General features: G+C 68.4%; 16 protein-coding genes. 10 read left to right on the forward strand and 6 right to left on the reverse strand.

The window, feature by feature from the left end; genetic code table 11:
• Window positions 1-34 precede the first annotated feature (34 nt).
• The 5 genes from ABSH63_RS01410 (at window position 35) to ABSH63_RS01430 (ending at window position 3,598) form a co-directional block, all read left to right on the forward strand.
• Window positions 35-505: a cytochrome P460 family protein gene (locus tag ABSH63_RS01410; RefSeq protein ID WP_352886708.1), complete on the forward strand. Its 471-nt coding sequence runs from the start codon at window positions 35-37 to the stop codon at window positions 503-505.
• A gap of 319 nt (window positions 506-824) precedes the next feature.
• Window positions 825-1,586: a glutathione S-transferase N-terminal domain-containing protein gene (locus tag ABSH63_RS01415; RefSeq protein WP_352886710.1), complete on the forward strand. Its 762-nt coding sequence runs from the start codon at window positions 825-827 to the stop codon at window positions 1,584-1,586.
• A gap of 14 nt (window positions 1,587-1,600) precedes the next feature.
• Window positions 1,601-2,410: a CHAD domain-containing protein gene (locus ABSH63_RS01420; protein WP_352886713.1), complete on the forward strand. Its 810-nt coding sequence runs from the start codon at window positions 1,601-1,603 to the stop codon at window positions 2,408-2,410.
• Window position 2,411: 1 nt separating this feature from the next.
• The gene (locus ABSH63_RS01425) at window positions 2,412-2,963 is read left to right on the forward strand and encodes a GNAT family N-acetyltransferase (RefSeq protein ID WP_352886715.1); all 552 of its coding nucleotides are present in this window, start codon (window positions 2,412-2,414) and stop codon (window positions 2,961-2,963) included.
• The gene (locus tag ABSH63_RS01430; RefSeq protein ID WP_352886717.1) at window positions 2,960-3,598 is read left to right on the forward strand and encodes a LysE family translocator; all 639 of its coding nucleotides are present in this window, start codon (window positions 2,960-2,962) and stop codon (window positions 3,596-3,598) included. The genes ABSH63_RS01425 and ABSH63_RS01430 overlap by 4 nt, the downstream gene beginning before the upstream one ends.
• A gap of 16 nt (window positions 3,599-3,614) precedes the next feature.
• Here ABSH63_RS01430 and ABSH63_RS01435 read toward each other — a convergent pair whose 3' ends face one another.
• From ABSH63_RS01435 to ABSH63_RS01450, 4 genes are all read right to left on the reverse strand, one after another.
• Window positions 3,615-4,274, reverse strand: a complete 660-nt coding sequence (locus ABSH63_RS01435; protein WP_352886720.1) for an MOSC domain-containing protein — start codon at window positions 4,272-4,274, stop codon at window positions 3,615-3,617.
• On the reverse strand, window positions 4,274-4,948 hold the full coding sequence (locus tag ABSH63_RS01440; protein WP_352886723.1) for a hypothetical protein: 675 nt from the start codon (window positions 4,946-4,948) through the stop codon (window positions 4,274-4,276). The genes ABSH63_RS01435 and ABSH63_RS01440 overlap by 1 nt, the downstream gene beginning before the upstream one ends.
• 226 nt (window positions 4,949-5,174) lie before the next feature.
• The gene (locus ABSH63_RS01445; RefSeq protein ID WP_352886726.1) at window positions 5,175-5,714 is read right to left on the reverse strand and encodes a sigma-70 family RNA polymerase sigma factor; all 540 of its coding nucleotides are present in this window, start codon (window positions 5,712-5,714) and stop codon (window positions 5,175-5,177) included.
• Window positions 5,695-7,437 (reverse strand): vWA domain-containing protein, encoded by a 1,743-nt coding sequence (locus ABSH63_RS01450; protein ID WP_352886729.1) that lies wholly within the window; start codon window positions 7,435-7,437, stop codon window positions 5,695-5,697. The genes ABSH63_RS01445 and ABSH63_RS01450 overlap by 20 nt, the downstream gene beginning before the upstream one ends.
• 93 nt (window positions 7,438-7,530) lie before the next feature.
• On the opposite strand from ABSH63_RS01450, the gene ABSH63_RS01455 reads away from it, so the two are divergent.
• Window positions 7,531-8,451, forward strand: a complete 921-nt coding sequence (locus ABSH63_RS01455) for an alpha/beta hydrolase (RefSeq protein WP_352886732.1) — start codon at window positions 7,531-7,533, stop codon at window positions 8,449-8,451.
• Between the two features lie 208 nt (window positions 8,452-8,659).
• Complete coding sequence (locus tag ABSH63_RS01460; RefSeq protein WP_352886735.1) at window positions 8,660-9,916, forward strand: poly(ethylene terephthalate) hydrolase family protein; 1,257 nt, start codon at window positions 8,660-8,662, stop codon at window positions 9,914-9,916.
• A gap of 25 nt (window positions 9,917-9,941) precedes the next feature.
• Here the strand turns inward: ABSH63_RS01460 and ABSH63_RS01465 are convergent, their stop codons facing one another.
• Window positions 9,942-10,559 carry a TetR/AcrR family transcriptional regulator gene (locus ABSH63_RS01465; RefSeq protein ID WP_352886738.1) on the reverse strand — a complete coding sequence of 206 codons (618 nt, stop codon included), beginning with the start codon at window positions 10,557-10,559 and terminating at the stop codon, window positions 9,942-9,944.
• Window positions 10,560-10,802: 243 nt separating this feature from the next.
• On the opposite strand from ABSH63_RS01465, the gene ABSH63_RS01470 reads away from it, so the two are divergent.
• The 3 genes from ABSH63_RS01470 (at window position 10,803) to ABSH63_RS01480 (ending at window position 15,496) form a co-directional block, all read left to right on the forward strand.
• On the forward strand, window positions 10,803-12,008 hold the full coding sequence (locus ABSH63_RS01470) for an acetyl-CoA C-acetyltransferase (protein WP_352886741.1): 1,206 nt from the start codon (window positions 10,803-10,805) through the stop codon (window positions 12,006-12,008).
• Between the two features lie 115 nt (window positions 12,009-12,123).
• Window positions 12,124-14,259, forward strand: coding sequence for a 3-hydroxyacyl-CoA dehydrogenase NAD-binding domain-containing protein (locus tag ABSH63_RS01475; protein ID WP_352886744.1), 2,136 nt, complete (start codon window positions 12,124-12,126; stop codon window positions 14,257-14,259).
• 79 nt (window positions 14,260-14,338) lie between these two features.
• Window positions 14,339-15,496 (forward strand): acyl-CoA dehydrogenase family protein, encoded by a 1,158-nt coding sequence (locus ABSH63_RS01480; protein WP_352886747.1) that lies wholly within the window; start codon window positions 14,339-14,341, stop codon window positions 15,494-15,496.
• A 63-nt stretch (window positions 15,497-15,559) separates the two neighbouring features.
• Here ABSH63_RS01480 and gstA read toward each other — a convergent pair whose 3' ends face one another.
• Complete coding sequence (gstA, locus tag ABSH63_RS01485) at window positions 15,560-16,174, reverse strand: glutathione transferase GstA (RefSeq protein WP_352886750.1); 615 nt, start codon at window positions 16,172-16,174, stop codon at window positions 15,560-15,562.
• Between the last annotated feature and the right edge of the window lie 183 nt (window positions 16,175-16,357).

Genomic DNA, 16,357 nt, shown 5'->3' on the forward strand with positions numbered 1-16,357 from the left:
TCGGCAATTCCGCCCGACAAGCTGGGAGACGACGATGAAGTTCCCTGCGACTGCGCTTGCCTTACTGGGACTGGCCGCGCCTGCGCTGGCCGCCGACATCCCCTACCCCGACGGCTATCGGAACTGGCGCCATGTGAAGAGCATGGTGATCCAGCCCGGCCATGCCCTTTTTGATGCCTTCGGCGGCATCCATCACCTGTATGCCAACGACAAGTCCCTGCAGGGCTACGAGACGGGCCAGTTTCCCGATGCCAGCGTCATCGTGTTCGATCTGCTCGACGCCAGCGCCGCCGACCACGCGATCACCGAAGGCGCGCGCAAAGTCGTCGGCGTGATGCACAAGGACGCGAAGAAGTTTGCGGCCACCGGCGGCTGGGGCTTCGAAGGCTTTGGTGGTGGCGACCGCGACAAGCGCGTCGTCGGTAAGAACGCGGCGACGGCCTGCTTTGCCTGCCACGCCGCGCAGAAGGATCACGACTACGTGTTCAGCAGCGCCCGCGACTAAAAAAGCACCCGACGATCCGCACGTCTTGGGCCGCGCCGGCCCCTGGGGCGATCCGGTGGTTCGATCCCCCGAGCCCACTTGTGCCTCGCCCGATCGCGCCATCCGCGGTGCCGCCAAGCCGGGCGTGCGCAGGTCGATCCGCCCCGGCCTCGACCCGTTCGACCGCAGCGATGCGCGGCATGCAACACCCCCGACGACGGGGGCGAGCATGCGTGCTCCATCCGCTACGGCCGGCGCACCAGGCTCGCGCGCGCCGGCGATGGCCGGCACCGATGCGGCGTGCGCATAATGACCGGGAGTCATTTCTCCGGTCCGCATCATGCGTCGCGCTTTCGATGTCACGACTTCGGTTCTGGCCAGCACCGCCGCGCTGTGGCGCGGCACCGACTGCTTCGCGCCGGCGCGCCGGCAACCGGCGGAGCTGCTGCGACTGTACGAGTTTGAAGGCTGTCCGTACTGCCGCATGGTGCGCCAGACCCTGACCGAACTCGATCTCGACGTGCTGATCCAGCCCTGCCCCCAGGGCGGCACGCGCTTTCGACCGCTCGCGGTCGCGCTCGGCGGCAAAGCCCGGTTCCCGTTTCTCGACGATCCCAACACCGGCACACGGCTTTACGAGTCGCGTGACATCGCCGCCTATCTGGCAACCACCTACGGCGGCCGCGCCCGCGGCAACACGCAGCCGCTGCGCAGCCTGTTTCTCGTCGGCAGCATGACGGCGAGCGCGCTGCGACCGCTGTCCGGCATGCGCGCGCGGCCGTCCAAGGCGCCTGCGCAACCGCTGGAGTTGTACAGCTTCGAGTCCAGCCCGTACTCGCGGCTGGTGCGCGAGCGGCTGTGCGAGCTGGAGCTGGCCTACGTGCTGCGCAATACCGGCAAGGCGGCGTGGACCGACATGGGGCCGCCGGCGGTTCGCGACCGCCTGTTCAAGGCCGCCGCCGACACCGGGCGCAACCGCGCCGCTCTGCTGGCGCGCGCCGGTCGCGTGCAGCTGCCCTATCTCGTCGACCCGAACACCGGCACCGAGATGTTCGAGTCGGCCGCCATTGTCGACTACCTCGACCGACAGTACGCCGCCTAAAGGCGCGCCCGGGGATGGACACCGCCCTCGACGCCGGGGCGCCGCTGCAGGCCCGCCTCCTCGCGATCGCACGGCGCGAGAGCGTCCGAGCCCTCGCGGCACTCGCCGCGCCCACCGCGGCCAACGTCCACGCCGCGCGCAAATCGATCAAGCGCCTGCGCGCCTGGCTGCGCCTGCTGCGTGCGCACATCGGCGCGCAGTACCGCCTGATCGACCGCCTGCTGCGCGACGCCGCGCGCCAGCTCGGCGGCCGCCGCGATGCCGAGGTCGCGGTGCAGACCCTGCGCAGCCTGCGCCGCGCGCGCCGCATCGACGCCGAGCATTACCGGCAACTGAGCGCGCTGCTGGCGCAAACGCCGCCCGCTACGGCCAGCCGCGACGCCGCCACGCACGCGGCGCTGACCTTGCTGAGCGCCGCCAGCGTCTACATCGAGGAGCTGGCGCTGCCCGCGCTCGACGCAGCCGAGCTGTTGGCGGCGCTGGAACGTACACGCCGCCGCTGCCGCCGCGAATGCAAACGCGCCAAGTCCGCGCCGAGCGCCGCAACCCTGCACGACTGGCGCAAATGGGTGAAGCACTTGCTGACCCAGGCGCAGTGGGTGCAGGCGTTGCTCGGCGTCACGGACATGGACCTCGACGCGCTCAAAGCCTTGGGCGAGGACTTGGGCCGCCACCACGACCTCGCCGAGCTGCAACGCCGTCTGGAAGCCGCCGGGCTCGACCGGCAGCCGCTGGTACACCTGCGGCTGCGCGATGCGGTCGCGCGCGGCCAGCAGTCTTTGGAAAGCCGCGCACTGCTGCGCGGCGCGCGGCTGCTGCGCTGAGATGCAGGATCTGGTCACCACCTGGTATCTGGAGCTGTGCGAGCCTGCCGCACTGCGGCGCGCGCGCGTGCCGCAGCCCGAGCCGCTGATCATGCAGGCGCGGGTACCGCTGCCGATGCTCAACCGTTTTCTCTACACCGCGGTCGGCGGTCACTGGTTCTGGCGCGATCGCCTGGTCTGGAGTTACGACCGCTGGATGGCCTGGCTCGACCGGCCGCAACTGCAAACCTGGGTGCTCTACGTCGACGGTACGCCGGCCGGCTATGTCGAACTCGAACACCAGCAAGGCGATGATGTCGAGATCGCTTACTTCGGCCTGATGCGCGAGTTCACCGGCCGCGGCCTGGGCGGTCATCTGCTGACGCGCGGCATCGAGCAGGCGTTCGCGATGGGTGCCCGCCGCGTCTGGGTGCACACCTGCTCGCTCGATGGTCCCGCAGCGCTGGCCAATTACCAGGCGCGCGGCATGCGCACGTACAAGATCGAGCACCACACGGTGGAGCGGCCCGAGACACCGCCGGGACCGTGGCCGGGCTGGGACATCGAGACGTGACGCTCGACGGCTTCGCCCTGTTCGCGGCGGTCGCCACCGCGCACGCGCTCGGCGTGATGTCGCCGGGCCCGGACTTTGCGATGGTCACGCGCCAGGCCCTCGCATTCGGTCGCGCCGCCGGCGTCTGGACCGCGGCCGGTATCGGCTGCGGCATTCTGTTTCACGTCGGCTACGGCTTGTTCGGCCTGCGCTGGCTCACGCAGCGCTTCCCGTGGAGCCTCGATGCGATCGCGCTCGCCGGCGCCGCCTTCCTGCTGTGGATGGGGCTGCAGGCGCTGCGCGCGCAACCGCTGCCGCCCACCGAGAACAAAGGCGGCCGCGCCGAGCGTGGCAACGCCGGGCGTAACTTCCTGATCGGGCTTGCCACCAATGTGCTCAACCCGAAGGCGACGCTGTTCTTCGTCGCCTTGTTCACGACCGTGGTCGCCGGGCCGGTGTCGATGCCGATGATGGTCGTGCTCGCGCTGTGGCTGCCGCTGTCGACCTTCGCGTGGTTCGCCAGCGTTGCGCTGCTGCTGTCGCATCCGGGGCTGCGGCGCGGACTGCGCCGTCACGCGCATCGGCTGGACCGCGCGATGGGGGTCGTGCTGGTGCTGCTCGCGCTCGCGGTGATCGCGCGCACGCTGACGGCTTAGCCGCTGCGCGGTGCGTTCAGGCGTTGGCCTGCAGCCAGGCCAGGCGCTGCCGCCAGCGCTCACGCTTGTCGGGGGCCAAGCCCGGCGCATCGACGACGCGACGCACCGCGTCGAGGTCGGGCCGGGCTGCCGCGTAGAGGTCCCAGTACTCGCGCAGGCTCACCGCATCGGCCGCGCGCCATTCGAGGACCAGCGCATCGCCAGCGGCGAAGGCGCCGGGCTGCAAGACGCGGTAGTACCAGCCGGCGAGGCCATGCTCGGCGATGAACCGGGTCATGCCGTCGACGCCGAAGCGCGCATCGATCTTCCAGCACGGCGAGCGCGGCTGGCAGAGCTGCAAGCGCACGCTGCCGGCGCGCAGCACATCGCCGATGCAGACCTCGGACTCGTCCCAGTCCGATGTCGAGATGTTCTCGCCGAGACTGCCCGGCACGAGCTGCGTTGCGACCTGCGGAAACGCCGCCCGCAAGCGCGCGTAGTTCTTCGCGGGGAAGTGATGCACCGCCTTCTCCGGCCCGCCGTGCACACGACGATCCGCCTGTGCGTCGATGACGATGCCGTGCTCGCCAACCTGCACCGGGCCGTCCACCGGCGTCTTGAAGATGCCGGTCGGTCGACCGTCGTTCGGCATCGGCTGCACGCACCCGGCGTAGACCTGATCGATGCGGGTTTGCATCACCGCTCCGTTGATGAGGAAGCTTCCAACGCCAGCAACTGCCACGGCGACGCCTCCATCGACAGCGTGGCGTGTCCAAGCATGCGGCCGCGTTCGTCGGCGAAGGCAACACGCCAGATCGCCGCATCGCTCGACCGCGGCAGGATCTGCGCGGAATGCGCAGCGGCGAACGCGGGCAAGGCCGATTCGATCTGCAGCTGCGTCGCCTTCGGAGCGCGCGCGGCCAGAGCGCCCGGGTCCTGGGCTTGCAGCAACCGCAACAGTTCGCGCGCGGCGATCGAGACAGCGTCCAGGGTCGCTTCGGCTGCGGATGCGAACGCAAATGCCTGCGCCTGCGGTGCGTCCGTCAGCGCCTCGGCCTGTGCGGCACGCTCGCGACGCTCGGCGGCTTGCCGCTTGGCCGCACCGGCGAGCTGTTCCTCACGCAAGGGCGCCGCGTCGGCCTCGCGTTGCGGTGCAGGTTCGGCGGCGGGCTTGGCCGGCGCGCGTGCCGGCGGCGGTGCGGCCGGTGCCGCCATGTCTGCGACGGATTCCGCCGACGGGGTCTCGAATGACTCGGCCTCCGAGACAGCCGACGCCGATGCGGCCGGCGCGCTTCGCAGCAGCGGCGCATCGGCATCAGCGCGCACTGCCTCGGGCACGGCACCGTCGTGCAACTGCGTGAGCAGCGACACACCGAGCACCGTCGTCGCCGCCGCAGCCAGCGGTACGCGCCAGCGCGACCGTGCACGGCGTCGTGGCGCGCGCGCGACGGCGGCGCGCGCCGACGCGAGGATTGCCGCGTCGAGCTCGGGCGGCGCGGTCTCGCGGCTGGCGTCGAGATAGCGCACCGACAGCGCATGGCGACCGGCGAGATAGTCTCGCAGCTCGCGATCATCTCGCGGATCGTTGGCGTGCGGATCAGTCATGGAAGCTCTCGCGCAGCTTCGCCAATGCATAACGCAAGCGGCTCTTGACCGTCTCGCGACCGACGCCCTGGATTTCGGCAATCTGTTCGAGCGTCAGGTCGCGCTCCTCGCGCAGCACGATGATCTCGCGCTGCTCGGCCGGCAGTTGCGCGAGTGCCACGAGCAGGCGCTGCGCGGTGTCGGCGCGCTCGACCTGGATCTCCGGCTGCTGCGCAGCGGAGGCCGCCAGTTCGTCGCCCAGCTCGTCCTGCGGTCGCAGCCGGCGCCAATGATCGACGAGGCGGTTGTGCGCGATTCGGTAGAGCCAGGCGGCGAAAGGCGCGTCGCTGCGGTAGCTGCCGCGCGCCTGAATCAGCTTCTGCCAGACATCCTGGTACAGCTCGCCGGCGTCCGCGGCCTCGACGTGGCGCAGGAAGTAGCGGTACAGCGCGTCCTTGTGGCGGCGATACAGGCGCTCGAACGCGCCGGCATCGCCGCCGGCATAGGCCAGCATCAGCATCTCGTCCGGGTCTTCAGTCGCATCCGCTTCCAAGCGCGCAGATCTCCCCTGCGTGTCCAAGCTGTTCCGCTGCCGCAGGCTGCAGGCTCTGCGCGAGCTGCACCAGTTGCACGAACTCGCCGCGCCAGCCCTCGGCGTCGGCGCCGCGCGCCTCGCGCGCCAGCGCCAGCACATCGGTCCAGGTCCAGGCGCCAGTGTAGCGGCCGCCGCGCAGCAGTTGTCCAAAGCCGGCGACCGCCGCGGCGAAACGGAAGTCCTCGCTGCTGGCCGCGAGCGCGCGTGTGATCTCGCCGCGCCGGATCGGCCGCTCGATCAGCTTGCTGGTGTCGCCGTCCGGGGCCTTGTAGCGCAGCTGCAGGTGCGCGATCTCGTCGGCCTTGCCGGCCGGCTTCTCGTCGCCGTAGCGCAGCGGCTCGATCTTCTCGCCGCCACTGCCGACCAGCGCGATCTCGTAGAGCGCGGTGACGCTGTGACCGGCGCCGATCTCGCCGGCATCCACCTTGTCGTTGGCGAAGTCCTCGCGCGCCAGCGCACGGTTCTCGTAGCCGATCAGCCGATACTCGGCGACCACCGCCGGATTGAACTCGACCTGGATCTTCACGTCCTTGGCAATCGTCTGCAGCGTCGACGCACGCGCATGCACCAGCACGCGACGGCCCTCGGCGAGATCGTCGATGTAGCTGTAGTTGCCGTTGCCGACATCGGCGAGCTGCTCCATCAGCTGCTCGTTGTAGTTGCCGGTGCCGAAACCCAGCGTCGACAGTGCGATGCCGGACGCACGCTTGCGCTCGACTAGATCCTTGAGCTGTTCGAAGTCGGTGACGCCGACGTTGAAATCGCCGTCGGTGGCGAGCAGCACGCGGTTGATGCCGTTCTCGATGAAGCCCTGCTGCGCCATCGCATACGCCAGCTCGATGCCGGCGGCGCCGGCGGTCGATCCGCCGGCGTTCAGGCCGTCGATCGCGGCGATGATCTTCGCCTTCTGATCGCCCGGTGTCGGTTCTAGAATGACGCCGCTGTGCCCGGCGTAGACGACCAGACTGATGCGGTCACGCGCGCTCATTTCCTGCACCAAGAGCTTGAGCGCGGACTGCACCAGCGGCAGCTTGTCGGCGCTGTGCATCGAACCGGAAACGTCGACGAGGAACACCAGGTTCGCCGGCGGCAGCTCGCCCTGCGGCCGCCAGCCCTGCAAACCGATGCGCAAGAGGTGGGTCTTGGCGTTCCACGGCGTCGGCGCGATCTCGACGTGCGTTGCGAACGGCGTGGACCGGTCGCGCGGCGGCGCGTAGGCGTATTCGAAGTAGTTGATGAACTCCTCGACGCGCACCGCGTCCTGCGGCGGCATCCGGCCGTTGCGCAGCCAGCGCCGCACATTGCTGTAGGCGCCGGTGTCGACATCGATGCTGAATGTCGACACCGGCGTTTCGACGACGCGCCGCACGCCGGCATCGTCGAAAGCTGCGTAGGTTTCGCGCTCCTGCACGGGTGGCACCATCACCGGCATCGGCACCGGTGCGATCGCGTGCGCCATCGGGGCGCGGCGCTGCTGGGTCGACTCCTTCGCCGACGCGACCACCTGATCGCGCACGAGCTCGTGGCGCGCTGCCACGAGATCGCGCTCGGTTTCGGACTGGCGGGCCTGCGCCAGCGGCGGCGGCGGTGAGGGCGGTGTCTGCGCCTGCCGCTCCGGCTGGGCGCAGGCCGCGACGAGCACGGCCATACCGACGAAACGGATCCATTGTGTAAGGGACATGGCGAACGACTCCGGTTGGTGACGTGCTTGGATGACGCAGGCGTTCGCCAAACGGGGTTAAATTGCTTGCTCAAACCTTCCGGGGATCCCGCCATGGGCAACAAGATCGAAGCGGTCGAGTTTCCGAGCCACGGCATCACTGTGCGCGGCGCGCATTTCCGCCCGCAGACGGATGCGCTTCGCGCCGACGGCGCCGCGCCCTGCGTGGTCATGGCCCACGGCCTGGGCGGGGTGCGCGCGGCGCGCCTGGACGCCTATGCCGAACGCTTCGCCGCTGCGGGATTGCACGTGCTGGTGTTCGACTACCGCTACTTCGGTGAGTCTGACGGCGAGCCGCGCCAGCACTTCAACATCCGCGCCCAGCTCGACGACTGGGCCGCGGCGATCGCGTATGCGCGCCAGCTCGATGGTGTCGACGCCAAACGCATCGCACTGTGGGGCAGCTCGTTCTCCGGCGGTCATGTCATCACCGCCGCCGTCGAGGACGGCCGCGTGCGGGCGGTCAGCAGCCAGGGCCCGATGATGGATGGTTTCGCCGCCTTCATGAACCTGGTCCACTACGCCGGCGTGCTGCAGGCGCTGCGCGTGAGCGCGCACGCGATCTGGGACACGCTGTTGATCCCGACCGGACGTCGTCACTGCATTCCGCTGGTCGCCGAGCCCGGCGAACTCGCGGTGATGACCACCGAGGATGCGCTGCCCGGTTACAGCGCGATCGTGCCACCGGACTGGCGCAACGAAATCACCGCCAGCTGGATGCTGGAATTGCCGTTGTACCGCCCGATCACCAAGGCCGCGCGCCTGCCGTGCCCGACGCTGATCTGCATCTGCACCCAGGACAGCGTCGCCCCGGCCGCGGCCGCGGAGAGAACCGCCGCCGCGGCTGGTGAACGTGCCGAGATCCGGCGCTACGACATCGGCCACTTCGACATCTACGTGGGCGAGGGCTTCGAACGTGCGGTCAGCGACCAGACCGAGTTCTTCTGCCGTGTGCTGCGCGCCGCAGGCGGCTGAGTCCGGCGGTCGCCCGCGCGCTCGATCCCACCCGGCACAGCCGGACTTTAGTCCCGCAGCCGCCGGCGCGCCGTGGGCCCGGGCACGTCGCCGCCCGCGCGATCCCGCGGGCGCCGCTTTGCGACGACGCTGAGGACTCGCCCCGTAGCGCCGCGCCGGTGGTCTTGCGATGCTCGGCCCCGGGTCGTGGGGCGGGGGTCGAGTGGGCATGCGCGGCTGGGTTCACCTGATCGGGTCTTTGCTTGCCGTGAGCGTGCTCGGCGCCTGCGGCGGCGGTGCCTCGGGCCGACCAACGGACGTCGCCAGCCCTGCAGCGACGCCCACCGCCAGCGCCAGCGCGCGGCCCGCACCCACCCCTGCACCCAGCGCCGCGCCCAGCCCCGCGGCAACGGCCCCGCCGACGCCCACACCGACGCCCGCACCGACGCCGACGCCCGCACCGACGACGCTGAACTGCCCACCGGTGCCGCCGTCCGGCGCCACGTCGTCCAGCGCCGTTCATCCGGTCTTCGCCTGGCAGCGGAACTGGCAGAGCTGCGACGTCACTTTCGACTCGCGCATGCACGGCACGCGCCTTTACGGCACGCTGTTCGCGCCAGCCGACCGCGACCTGTCGGGCCTGGTGCTGCCGGCAGTCGTGATCACGCCGGCCTCCGGGGGCGGGGACGAATCGATGTACCACTGGGCCGCACGCGATCTGGCCGGCCACGGCTACATCGCGGTCACGGTCGATCCCCAGGGTGTCGGTCGCTCGCCCGGCACGGCGCCGGCGCAGGATCTGAACAATTACGCCGACGCGACCGTGAGCGCGCTGGACTTCCTGCTGTCGGCGCGCAATCCGCTGCACGCCCACGTCGACCGCGCCAGACTCGGTGCCGCCGGCCACAGCCTGTCGGCGCGCGCGCTGAGCTGGCAGCAGGGTGAGGATGTGCGCCTGCGCGCAATCGTCGCCTGGGACAATCTGTCGAGCACCCGGCACGGCGACCGCGGAACGCCGTCACAGGGCGGTCTGGGCGGCGCCTTGTTCAGTGGCGAGCTCATGCGTCCGAACGCGCCGGTCGCGCCGCGGGTGCCGGCGATGGGTCAGGCCTCGGACGATCCGGGCACCGGCGCCTCCGATCCCGAGCGCAAGAAGTTCGCCTACGAGCATTGGCGCCGCGCCGGCATCGGCACCATGCAACTGGTCATGCGCGATCTACCGCACGAAGCCTGGGCGCAGTACGCGACCCAGGGCAGCGCCGCCGACTCGCTGCGCCTGCAGCGGCTGGCGCATCTGACCCGCGCCTGGTTCGATCTGTGGCTGCGCGAGGACGACGCCGCGCTCACACGCCTGACCTCGCGTCGCGTGCTCGGCGAAGACGCCGCCGCGGTCTACAGCGCAACGTTCCGCTCCGCGCTCTACCTGCCGTCACTGGGCATCGACTGTCCCGACCTGTTCGCGGAAGGTTGCTTGCGATCGGACTGAGCACTCGAGGTATTTCTCGGAACGCTCAATCCGGCTTTGCGATCGCCCGCCACAGCATCTCGAACAGCACGTTCGCCTGCTTGGTCAGCGAGTCTTTCATGCCGCGCTGCACCCAGCTCTGCGACAGACGGAACAGCACGCCGAGGAAGTAGTCGAGTAGCAGCTTCTCGTCGACCTGGTCGTTGAGCACGCCCTTGGCGCGGCCTTCGCCGAGTACGCGGATGAAGGTCCCGAACAGCTCCGGGTTGTCGTACTGGGCACCCTGCTTGCGCCAGGTGTTGATGTAGACCGAGCTCATCATCAGCTGCACGATCTTCGGATTCTTCTCGGTGAAGTCGAGAACCACCCAGAACACCTTGCGCAGGCGCTCCTTGTAGTCCTCGATGCCCTGCAGATGGTCGAGCATGCGCTCGGCGAGTTGGCCGAGCCAGGCATCGAGGCTGGAGAACAGCAAGGCCTCCTTGCTGCCGTAGTACTTGTAGATCGTCTGCAAGGAGACGTTGGCGCCGCGCGCGATCTCGATCAGGCCGACCCGGTGGAACTCGCGCTGGGAAAACACGTCGAGCACCGCGCGCTCGATACGCACCCGGGTTTGTGGATCGAGCGTCCTGGCTTCGACGGCGGCAGCCTCGCTGCGCGGCATCTGTGGTTCTCCTGTTTGCGTGGGCGACAGTAACGGTCGTTACTAGAATGACGGCACCCGTGCGTTGACCTGTACCGGCGCGCTGTTTAATCTGCGAGGCGGCCCGCTGGTCTACGACCGCATTGCCGCACGCACCGATCGTTGCGCCCGATGATGGGCGAATGGTAAGAGACGTTACCATTCGCCGCAAGCACGGCGCGATCCAGCCGGCCCCCACCGAGCTCACGCAATCGAGATCACACCATGGCAGAAGCATTCATCTACGACGCCGTGCGCACGCCGCGCGGCAAGGGCAAGAAGGACGGCAGCCTGCACCAGATCACGCCGATCCACCTCGTGGCCAACCTGATGTGGGCGCTGGAGGAGCGCAACGGCCTCGACACCGCGCTGGTCGACGACGTCGTCCTCGGCTGCGTGACGCCGGTCGGCGAACAGGGCGCGGACATCGCGCGCGTGGCCGTGCTCTACGCCAACTGGGCCGAGACCGTCGCTGGCGTCACCCAGTCGCGCTTCTGCGCCTCGGGCCTGGAGTCGGTCAACCTCGCCGCGCAGAAGGTCATGTCCGGCATGGAGGATCTGGTCGTCGCCGGCGGCGTCGAGAGCATGTCGCGCTGGGCCATGGGCTCGGACGGCGGCGCCTGGGCGATGGATCCGCGCGTCAATCAACTCACCGGCTTCGCCCCGCAGGGCATCGGCGCGGACACCATCGCCACGCTCGAGGGCTTCTCGCGCGAGGACGTGGACCGCTTCGCGCTGGAGTCGCAGCGCAAGGCCACCCGCGCGCGCGACGCCGGGCACTTCGCCAAGTCACTGGTGCCGGTCAAGGACGTCAACGGCCTGACCGTGCTCGACCACGACGAGTACATCCGCAGCGACACGACCATGGAGGGCCTCGCCGCGCTCAAGCCTTCGTTCGAGCAGATGGGCCAGATGGGGTTCGACGCCACGGCGCTGCGCAAGTACACGACGTTGGAGCGGATCAACCACGTGCACCACGCCGGCAATTCGTCCGGCATCGTCGATGGCGCGGCGCTGATGCTGATCGGCAACAAGAAGATGGGCAAGAAGCTCGGCCTCAAGCCGCGCGCACGCATCCGCCAGACCGCCGTGATCGGCTCGGAGCCGACGATCATGCTCACGGGCATCGGGCCGGCGGCCAAGAAGGCGCTCAAGCGCGCCGGCATGAATGCCTCCGACATCGACCTGTTCGAGATCAACGAGGCCTTTGCCGCCGTCGTGCTGCGCGCGCAGCGTGACCTCGACATCGACCCGGCCAAGGTCAACGTCAACGGCGGCGCGATCGCGATGGGCCATCCGCTCGGCGCCACCGGCTGCATCATCCTCGGCACCCTGCTCGATGAGCTCGAACGCCAGGACAAGCAGACTGGCCTCGCCTCGCTGTGCGTCGGCGCCGGCATGGGCATCGCCACGATCATCGAGCGCGTTTGACGCGCTCGACCCCCAGACGTCAGGGGTGAGCCGCGAGACGCGGTCGGCGCATCCTCACGGCACATCGCCCTTTCCTTTTGACGTCTTCCGTCTCACCTCTCACGGACAAAACGACATGAGTGCAGTGCAATTCAATCAGGACGCCGACGGCATCGTCACACTGACGCTGGACATGCCGGGCCGCTCGATGAACGTGCTCAACGAGGAACTCACCGGGCCGTTCTCCGAAGCCATCAGCAGGATCGAAAACGACGCATCGATCAAGGGCGTGATCATCACCTCCGGCAAGAAGGAGTTTCTCGCCGGCGCCGACATCGACAAGGTTTACCGGATCACCGACCCGGCCGAGGCCTTCGCCATGGCCGAGGCCTACAAGAGCTTCCTGCGCCGTCTCGAAAAGTGCGGCCGCCCGGTGGTCGCGGCGCTCAACGGCACCGCGCTCGGCGGCGGCTTGGAACTGGCGCTGGCCTGTCACTACCGCATCGCCATCGACGATCCCAAAGCCAAGTTCGGCCTGCCCGAGGTCAAGCTCGGCCTGTTGCCGGGCGGCGGCGGCACCCAGCGCCTGCCGCGGCTGATCGGCATCCAGGCCTCGCTGCCGCTGATGCTCGAAGGCAAGGAGCTCAAGGCCGCGCAGGCCAAACAGCAGGGCATCATCCACGAGCTCGCCGCGAACCGCGACGAGATGTTCGCCAAGGCGCGCGCGTGGATCGCCGCGAACCCCAAGCCGGTGCAACCCTGGGACGACAAGAAGTTCAAATGGCCCGGCGGCGACTCGCGGAGCCCGGCGAACGCGCAGCTCTGGGCGATCGCGCCGTCGATGGCCAGCGCCAAGACCTGGGGCAATATGCCGGCGCCGACCAACATCATGTCCTGCGTCTTCGAAGGCGGCATCGTCGATTTCGACACGGGTTGCCGCGTCGAGTCGCGCTACTTCGCCGAGCTGGTGGTGTCGCAGGTGTCGAAGAACATGATCGGCACGCTGTGGTTCCAGCTCAATGGCATCAACAAGGGCAGCTCGCGGCCGGAAGGTTTCGAAAAGTCCACCGTGAAGAAGCTCGGCATACTCGGCGCCGGCATGATGGGCGCCGGCATCGCTTATGTGTCGGCCAAGGCCGGTATCGAAGTGGTGCTGCTGGACACCACACTCGAGATTGCCGAGAAAGGCAAGGCCTACTCCGCCGGTCTGCTCGACAAGGCGATCAAGAAAGGCCGTGAAACCGAGCAAGGCAAGGACGCGTTTCTCGCCCGCATCAAGCCGACGACCCGTTACGAGGACCTCAAGGGCTGCGATCTGGTCATCGAGGCGGTGTTCGAGGACCGCGCGATCAAGGCCGACGTGACGAAGAAGGCCGAGGCCCAGCTCGCCGCGAACGCCGTGTTCGCGTCCAACACCTCGACGCTGCCGATCACCGGGCTCGCCCAAGCCAGCGAGCGGCCGGCGAACTTCATTGGCCTGCATTTCTTCTCGCCGGTCGACAAGATGCCGCTGGTGGAGATCATCAAGGGCAAGAAAACCAGCGCAGAAACGCTCGCGCGCGGCTTCGACTTCGTGCAGCAGATCAAGAAGACGCCGATCGTCGTCAACGACTCGCGCGGCTTCTACACCTCGCGCTGCTTCGCGACCTACCCGATGGAAGGCCTGACCCTGCTCGCGGAGGGTCAGCATCCGCGCGCCATCGAAGTCGCCGGCATGCAGGCCGGCATGCCGGTCGGCCCGCTGGCGCTGCAGGACGAGGTCTCGCTGTCGCTATCGATGCACGTGCTCGAACAAACGCGCAAAGACTACGCCGCCGAGGGCAAGATCGCGCCCGAGCATCCGGGCGTCGCCGTGATCGAGAAGATGGTCAAGCAGCTCGACCGCGTGGGCAGAAAGTCCGGCAAGGGCTTCTACGACTACCCGGCGAGTGGACCCAAGCATCTGTGGCCGGAGCTGACCAAGCACTTCCCGCTCGCCGAAACCCAGCTCCCGCAGCAGGAGATGATCGACCGCATGCTGTACGCGCAGGCCAACGAGGCGGCGAAGTGCTTCGAGGAGAACGTCGTCGTCTCGGTCGCCGACGCCAACATCGGCTCGATCTTCGGCTGGGGCTTCGCCCCGCACCTGGGCGGCGCGCTGCAGTTCATCAACGCCGTGGGCGTCGCCAATTTCGTCAAGCGCGCGAAGGAGCTGGAGAAGAAGTACGGCGCGCGCTTCAAGCCGGCGAAGATCCTAGTCCAGATGGCCAAGCAAGGCCGGCGTTTCGAGTGAGACCCCGCCCGCGCCGCACGCCCGCGCACCGCCTGCGGCGCCGGACCCACCCTCCCCCAACCCTTCGAGGAAGACGTCGATGTTCAACGCTGCTCTGGCACAAGGCCGCTATGTCACGGACGAGTTGCGGATGTTCCAGGAAACCGCCCGCCGTTTCATGCAGACCGAGGTCGCACCCCACGTGCTGCGCTGGGACGAACAGGGCCATGTCGATCGCGAGTTGTGGTACAAGGCCGCCGAACTGGGGCTTTTGTGTCCCAGCATCCCGACGGAGTACGGCGGTGGCGGCGGCGACCTCGCCTACGAGAAGGTACTGGTCGAAGAGCAGGGGCGCGCCGGTTGTTCCGCCTGGGGCCTGTCGCTGCACAACGGCATCGTCGCCCACTACATCCTCGCCTACGGCACCGAGGCGCAGAAGCAGGCATGGCTGCCCAAGCTCGCCAGTGGCGAGCTGGTCGGCGCGATCGCGATGACCGAGCCGGGCACCGGTTCCGACCTGCAAAGCGTGCGCACCACCGCGATCGCCGACGGCGACGAGTACGTCGTCAACGGTCAGAAGGTGTTCATCACCAACGGTCAGCAGGCCGGACTGATCATCGTCGTCGCCAAAACCGACCCCAACGAGAAGGCCAAGGGCATCTCGCTGGTCGTCGTCGAGACGGACAAGGTGTCGGGGTTTCGTCGCGGCCGCAATCTCGAAAAGGTCGGCATGCACGGACAGGACACCTCGGAGCTGTTCTTCGAGAACGTGCGCATCCCCAAGGCCAATCTGCTCGGCAAGGGCGAGGGCATGGGCTTCGTGCAGTTGATGGAACAGTTGCCGCAGGAGCGGCTGATCGTCGCCTGGGCCGCGGTCGCGGCGATGGAGCTGGCGCTGGACCTGACCACGCAGTACGTCAAGGATCGCAAGGCCTTCGGCAAGCGCGTGATCGACTTCCAGAACACGCGCTTCCAGCTCGCGCAGGCGCGCACCGAGGCGACGCTCGCGCGTGTCTTCGTCGAACGCTGCACCGAGATGCTGCTCGACAAGAAGCTCGACGTCGTCACCGCGGCCATGGCCAAGTACTGGACCACGGACAAGCAGTTCGAGATCGCCGACCTGTGCCTGCAGCTGCATGGCGGCTACGGCTACATGGACGAGTATCCGATCTCGCGCCTGTGGCGCGACTCGCGCGTGCAGCGCATCTACGGCGGCACCAACGAGATCATGAAGGAGCTGATCGGACGCTTCCTGTAGTCCGGGACGCCCACACGAAGAAGCCCCGCGCTGCGGGGCTTCTTCGTTTACGGCACTGCGCTTTCAGCCCGACTTGCCCGCTTTTTCCGCGGCGTGCGCCTTCTGCACCGAGGGCCGCTCGGCGACGCGCGCGTGATAGGCCTTCAGGCCCGGCCAGCGGCCCAGGTCGATGCCGACGAAGCCGCTCCAGTTGAGCACGGTGTAGAGATAGGCGTCGGCGACGGTGAACGTATCGCCCATCAGGTAAGGCCGCTCGCCGATCGCGCCCTGCAGCCAGTCGAACTTCCTCGCCAGGCGTTCACCGGCGGCCGCCTTTTCGGCGTCGGCCGTGCCGGGAATGAAGAAGGTGCTGAAGCTCTTGTGGAGCTCTGAGTTGATGTAGCCCAGCCACTCCTGCAGACGGTAGCGCGCCATCGTGCCATTGGCCGGTGCCAGACCGGCGTCCGGCTTGCGGTCGGCGAGGTATTGCAGGATCGCCGGGCCCTCGGTGAGCACGCCGCCGTCGTCGAGACCGAGCGCCGGCACATAGCCCTTGGCGTTGATCTGCAGATAGTCGCCGCCATCGGCGGTCTTCTTGGCCTTGGTGTCGACGCGCACCAGCGTGTGCGGCAGGCTGAGTTCGTGCAACACGATGTGCGAGGCCAGCGAGCAGGCGCCGGGGCTGTAATACAGTTTCATCCGGGTTCTCCTTGTGGCGTCAGGTCAACGGTGGTTACGACATCGCCGACACTCTAGGCGATCCGCTGGCTTGCTGGGAACGGGTCATCCGCAGCGCACGGCCGGGAGCGGTCGCGCTAACATGCAGCCCACTACAGCGCGAGCCGACGACGCACCCGTGTGCCGTCGGCTCTCCCTGATCGA

Source organism: Sinimarinibacterium thermocellulolyticum, from assembly GCF_040327995.1.
GTDB lineage: Bacteria > Pseudomonadota > Gammaproteobacteria > Nevskiales > Nevskiaceae > Solimonas > Solimonas thermocellulolyticum.

Excerpts from the sequence above, each read along its gene's own strand:
- ABSH63_RS01410 (WP_352886708.1), top strand. The coding sequence starts at position 35 with ATGAAGTTCCCTGCGACTGCGCTTGCCTTACTGGGACTGGCCGCGCCT.
- ABSH63_RS01415 (WP_352886710.1), top strand. The coding sequence starts at position 825 with ATGCGTCGCGCTTTCGATGTCACGACTTCGGTTCTGGCCAGCACCGCC.
- ABSH63_RS01420 (WP_352886713.1), top strand. The coding sequence starts at position 1,601 with ATGGACACCGCCCTCGACGCCGGGGCGCCGCTGCAGGCCCGCCTCCTC.
- ABSH63_RS01425 (WP_352886715.1), top strand. The coding sequence starts at position 2,412 with ATGCAGGATCTGGTCACCACCTGGTATCTGGAGCTGTGCGAGCCTGCC.
- ABSH63_RS01435 (WP_352886720.1), bottom strand. The coding sequence starts at position 4,274 with ATGCAAACCCGCATCGATCAGGTCTACGCCGGGTGCGTGCAGCCGATG.
- ABSH63_RS01450 (WP_352886729.1), bottom strand. The coding sequence starts at position 7,437 with ATGTCCCTTACACAATGGATCCGTTTCGTCGGTATGGCCGTGCTCGTC.
- ABSH63_RS01455 (WP_352886732.1), top strand. The coding sequence starts at position 7,531 with ATGGGCAACAAGATCGAAGCGGTCGAGTTTCCGAGCCACGGCATCACT.
- ABSH63_RS01460 (WP_352886735.1), top strand. The coding sequence starts at position 8,660 with ATGCGCGGCTGGGTTCACCTGATCGGGTCTTTGCTTGCCGTGAGCGTG.
- ABSH63_RS01465 (WP_352886738.1), bottom strand. The coding sequence starts at position 10,559 with ATGCCGCGCAGCGAGGCTGCCGCCGTCGAAGCCAGGACGCTCGATCCA.
- ABSH63_RS01470 (WP_352886741.1), top strand. The coding sequence starts at position 10,803 with ATGGCAGAAGCATTCATCTACGACGCCGTGCGCACGCCGCGCGGCAAG.
- ABSH63_RS01475 (WP_352886744.1), top strand. The coding sequence starts at position 12,124 with ATGAGTGCAGTGCAATTCAATCAGGACGCCGACGGCATCGTCACACTG.
- ABSH63_RS01480 (WP_352886747.1), top strand. The coding sequence starts at position 14,339 with ATGTTCAACGCTGCTCTGGCACAAGGCCGCTATGTCACGGACGAGTTG.
- gstA (WP_352886750.1), bottom strand. The coding sequence starts at position 16,174 with ATGAAACTGTATTACAGCCCCGGCGCCTGCTCGCTGGCCTCGCACATC.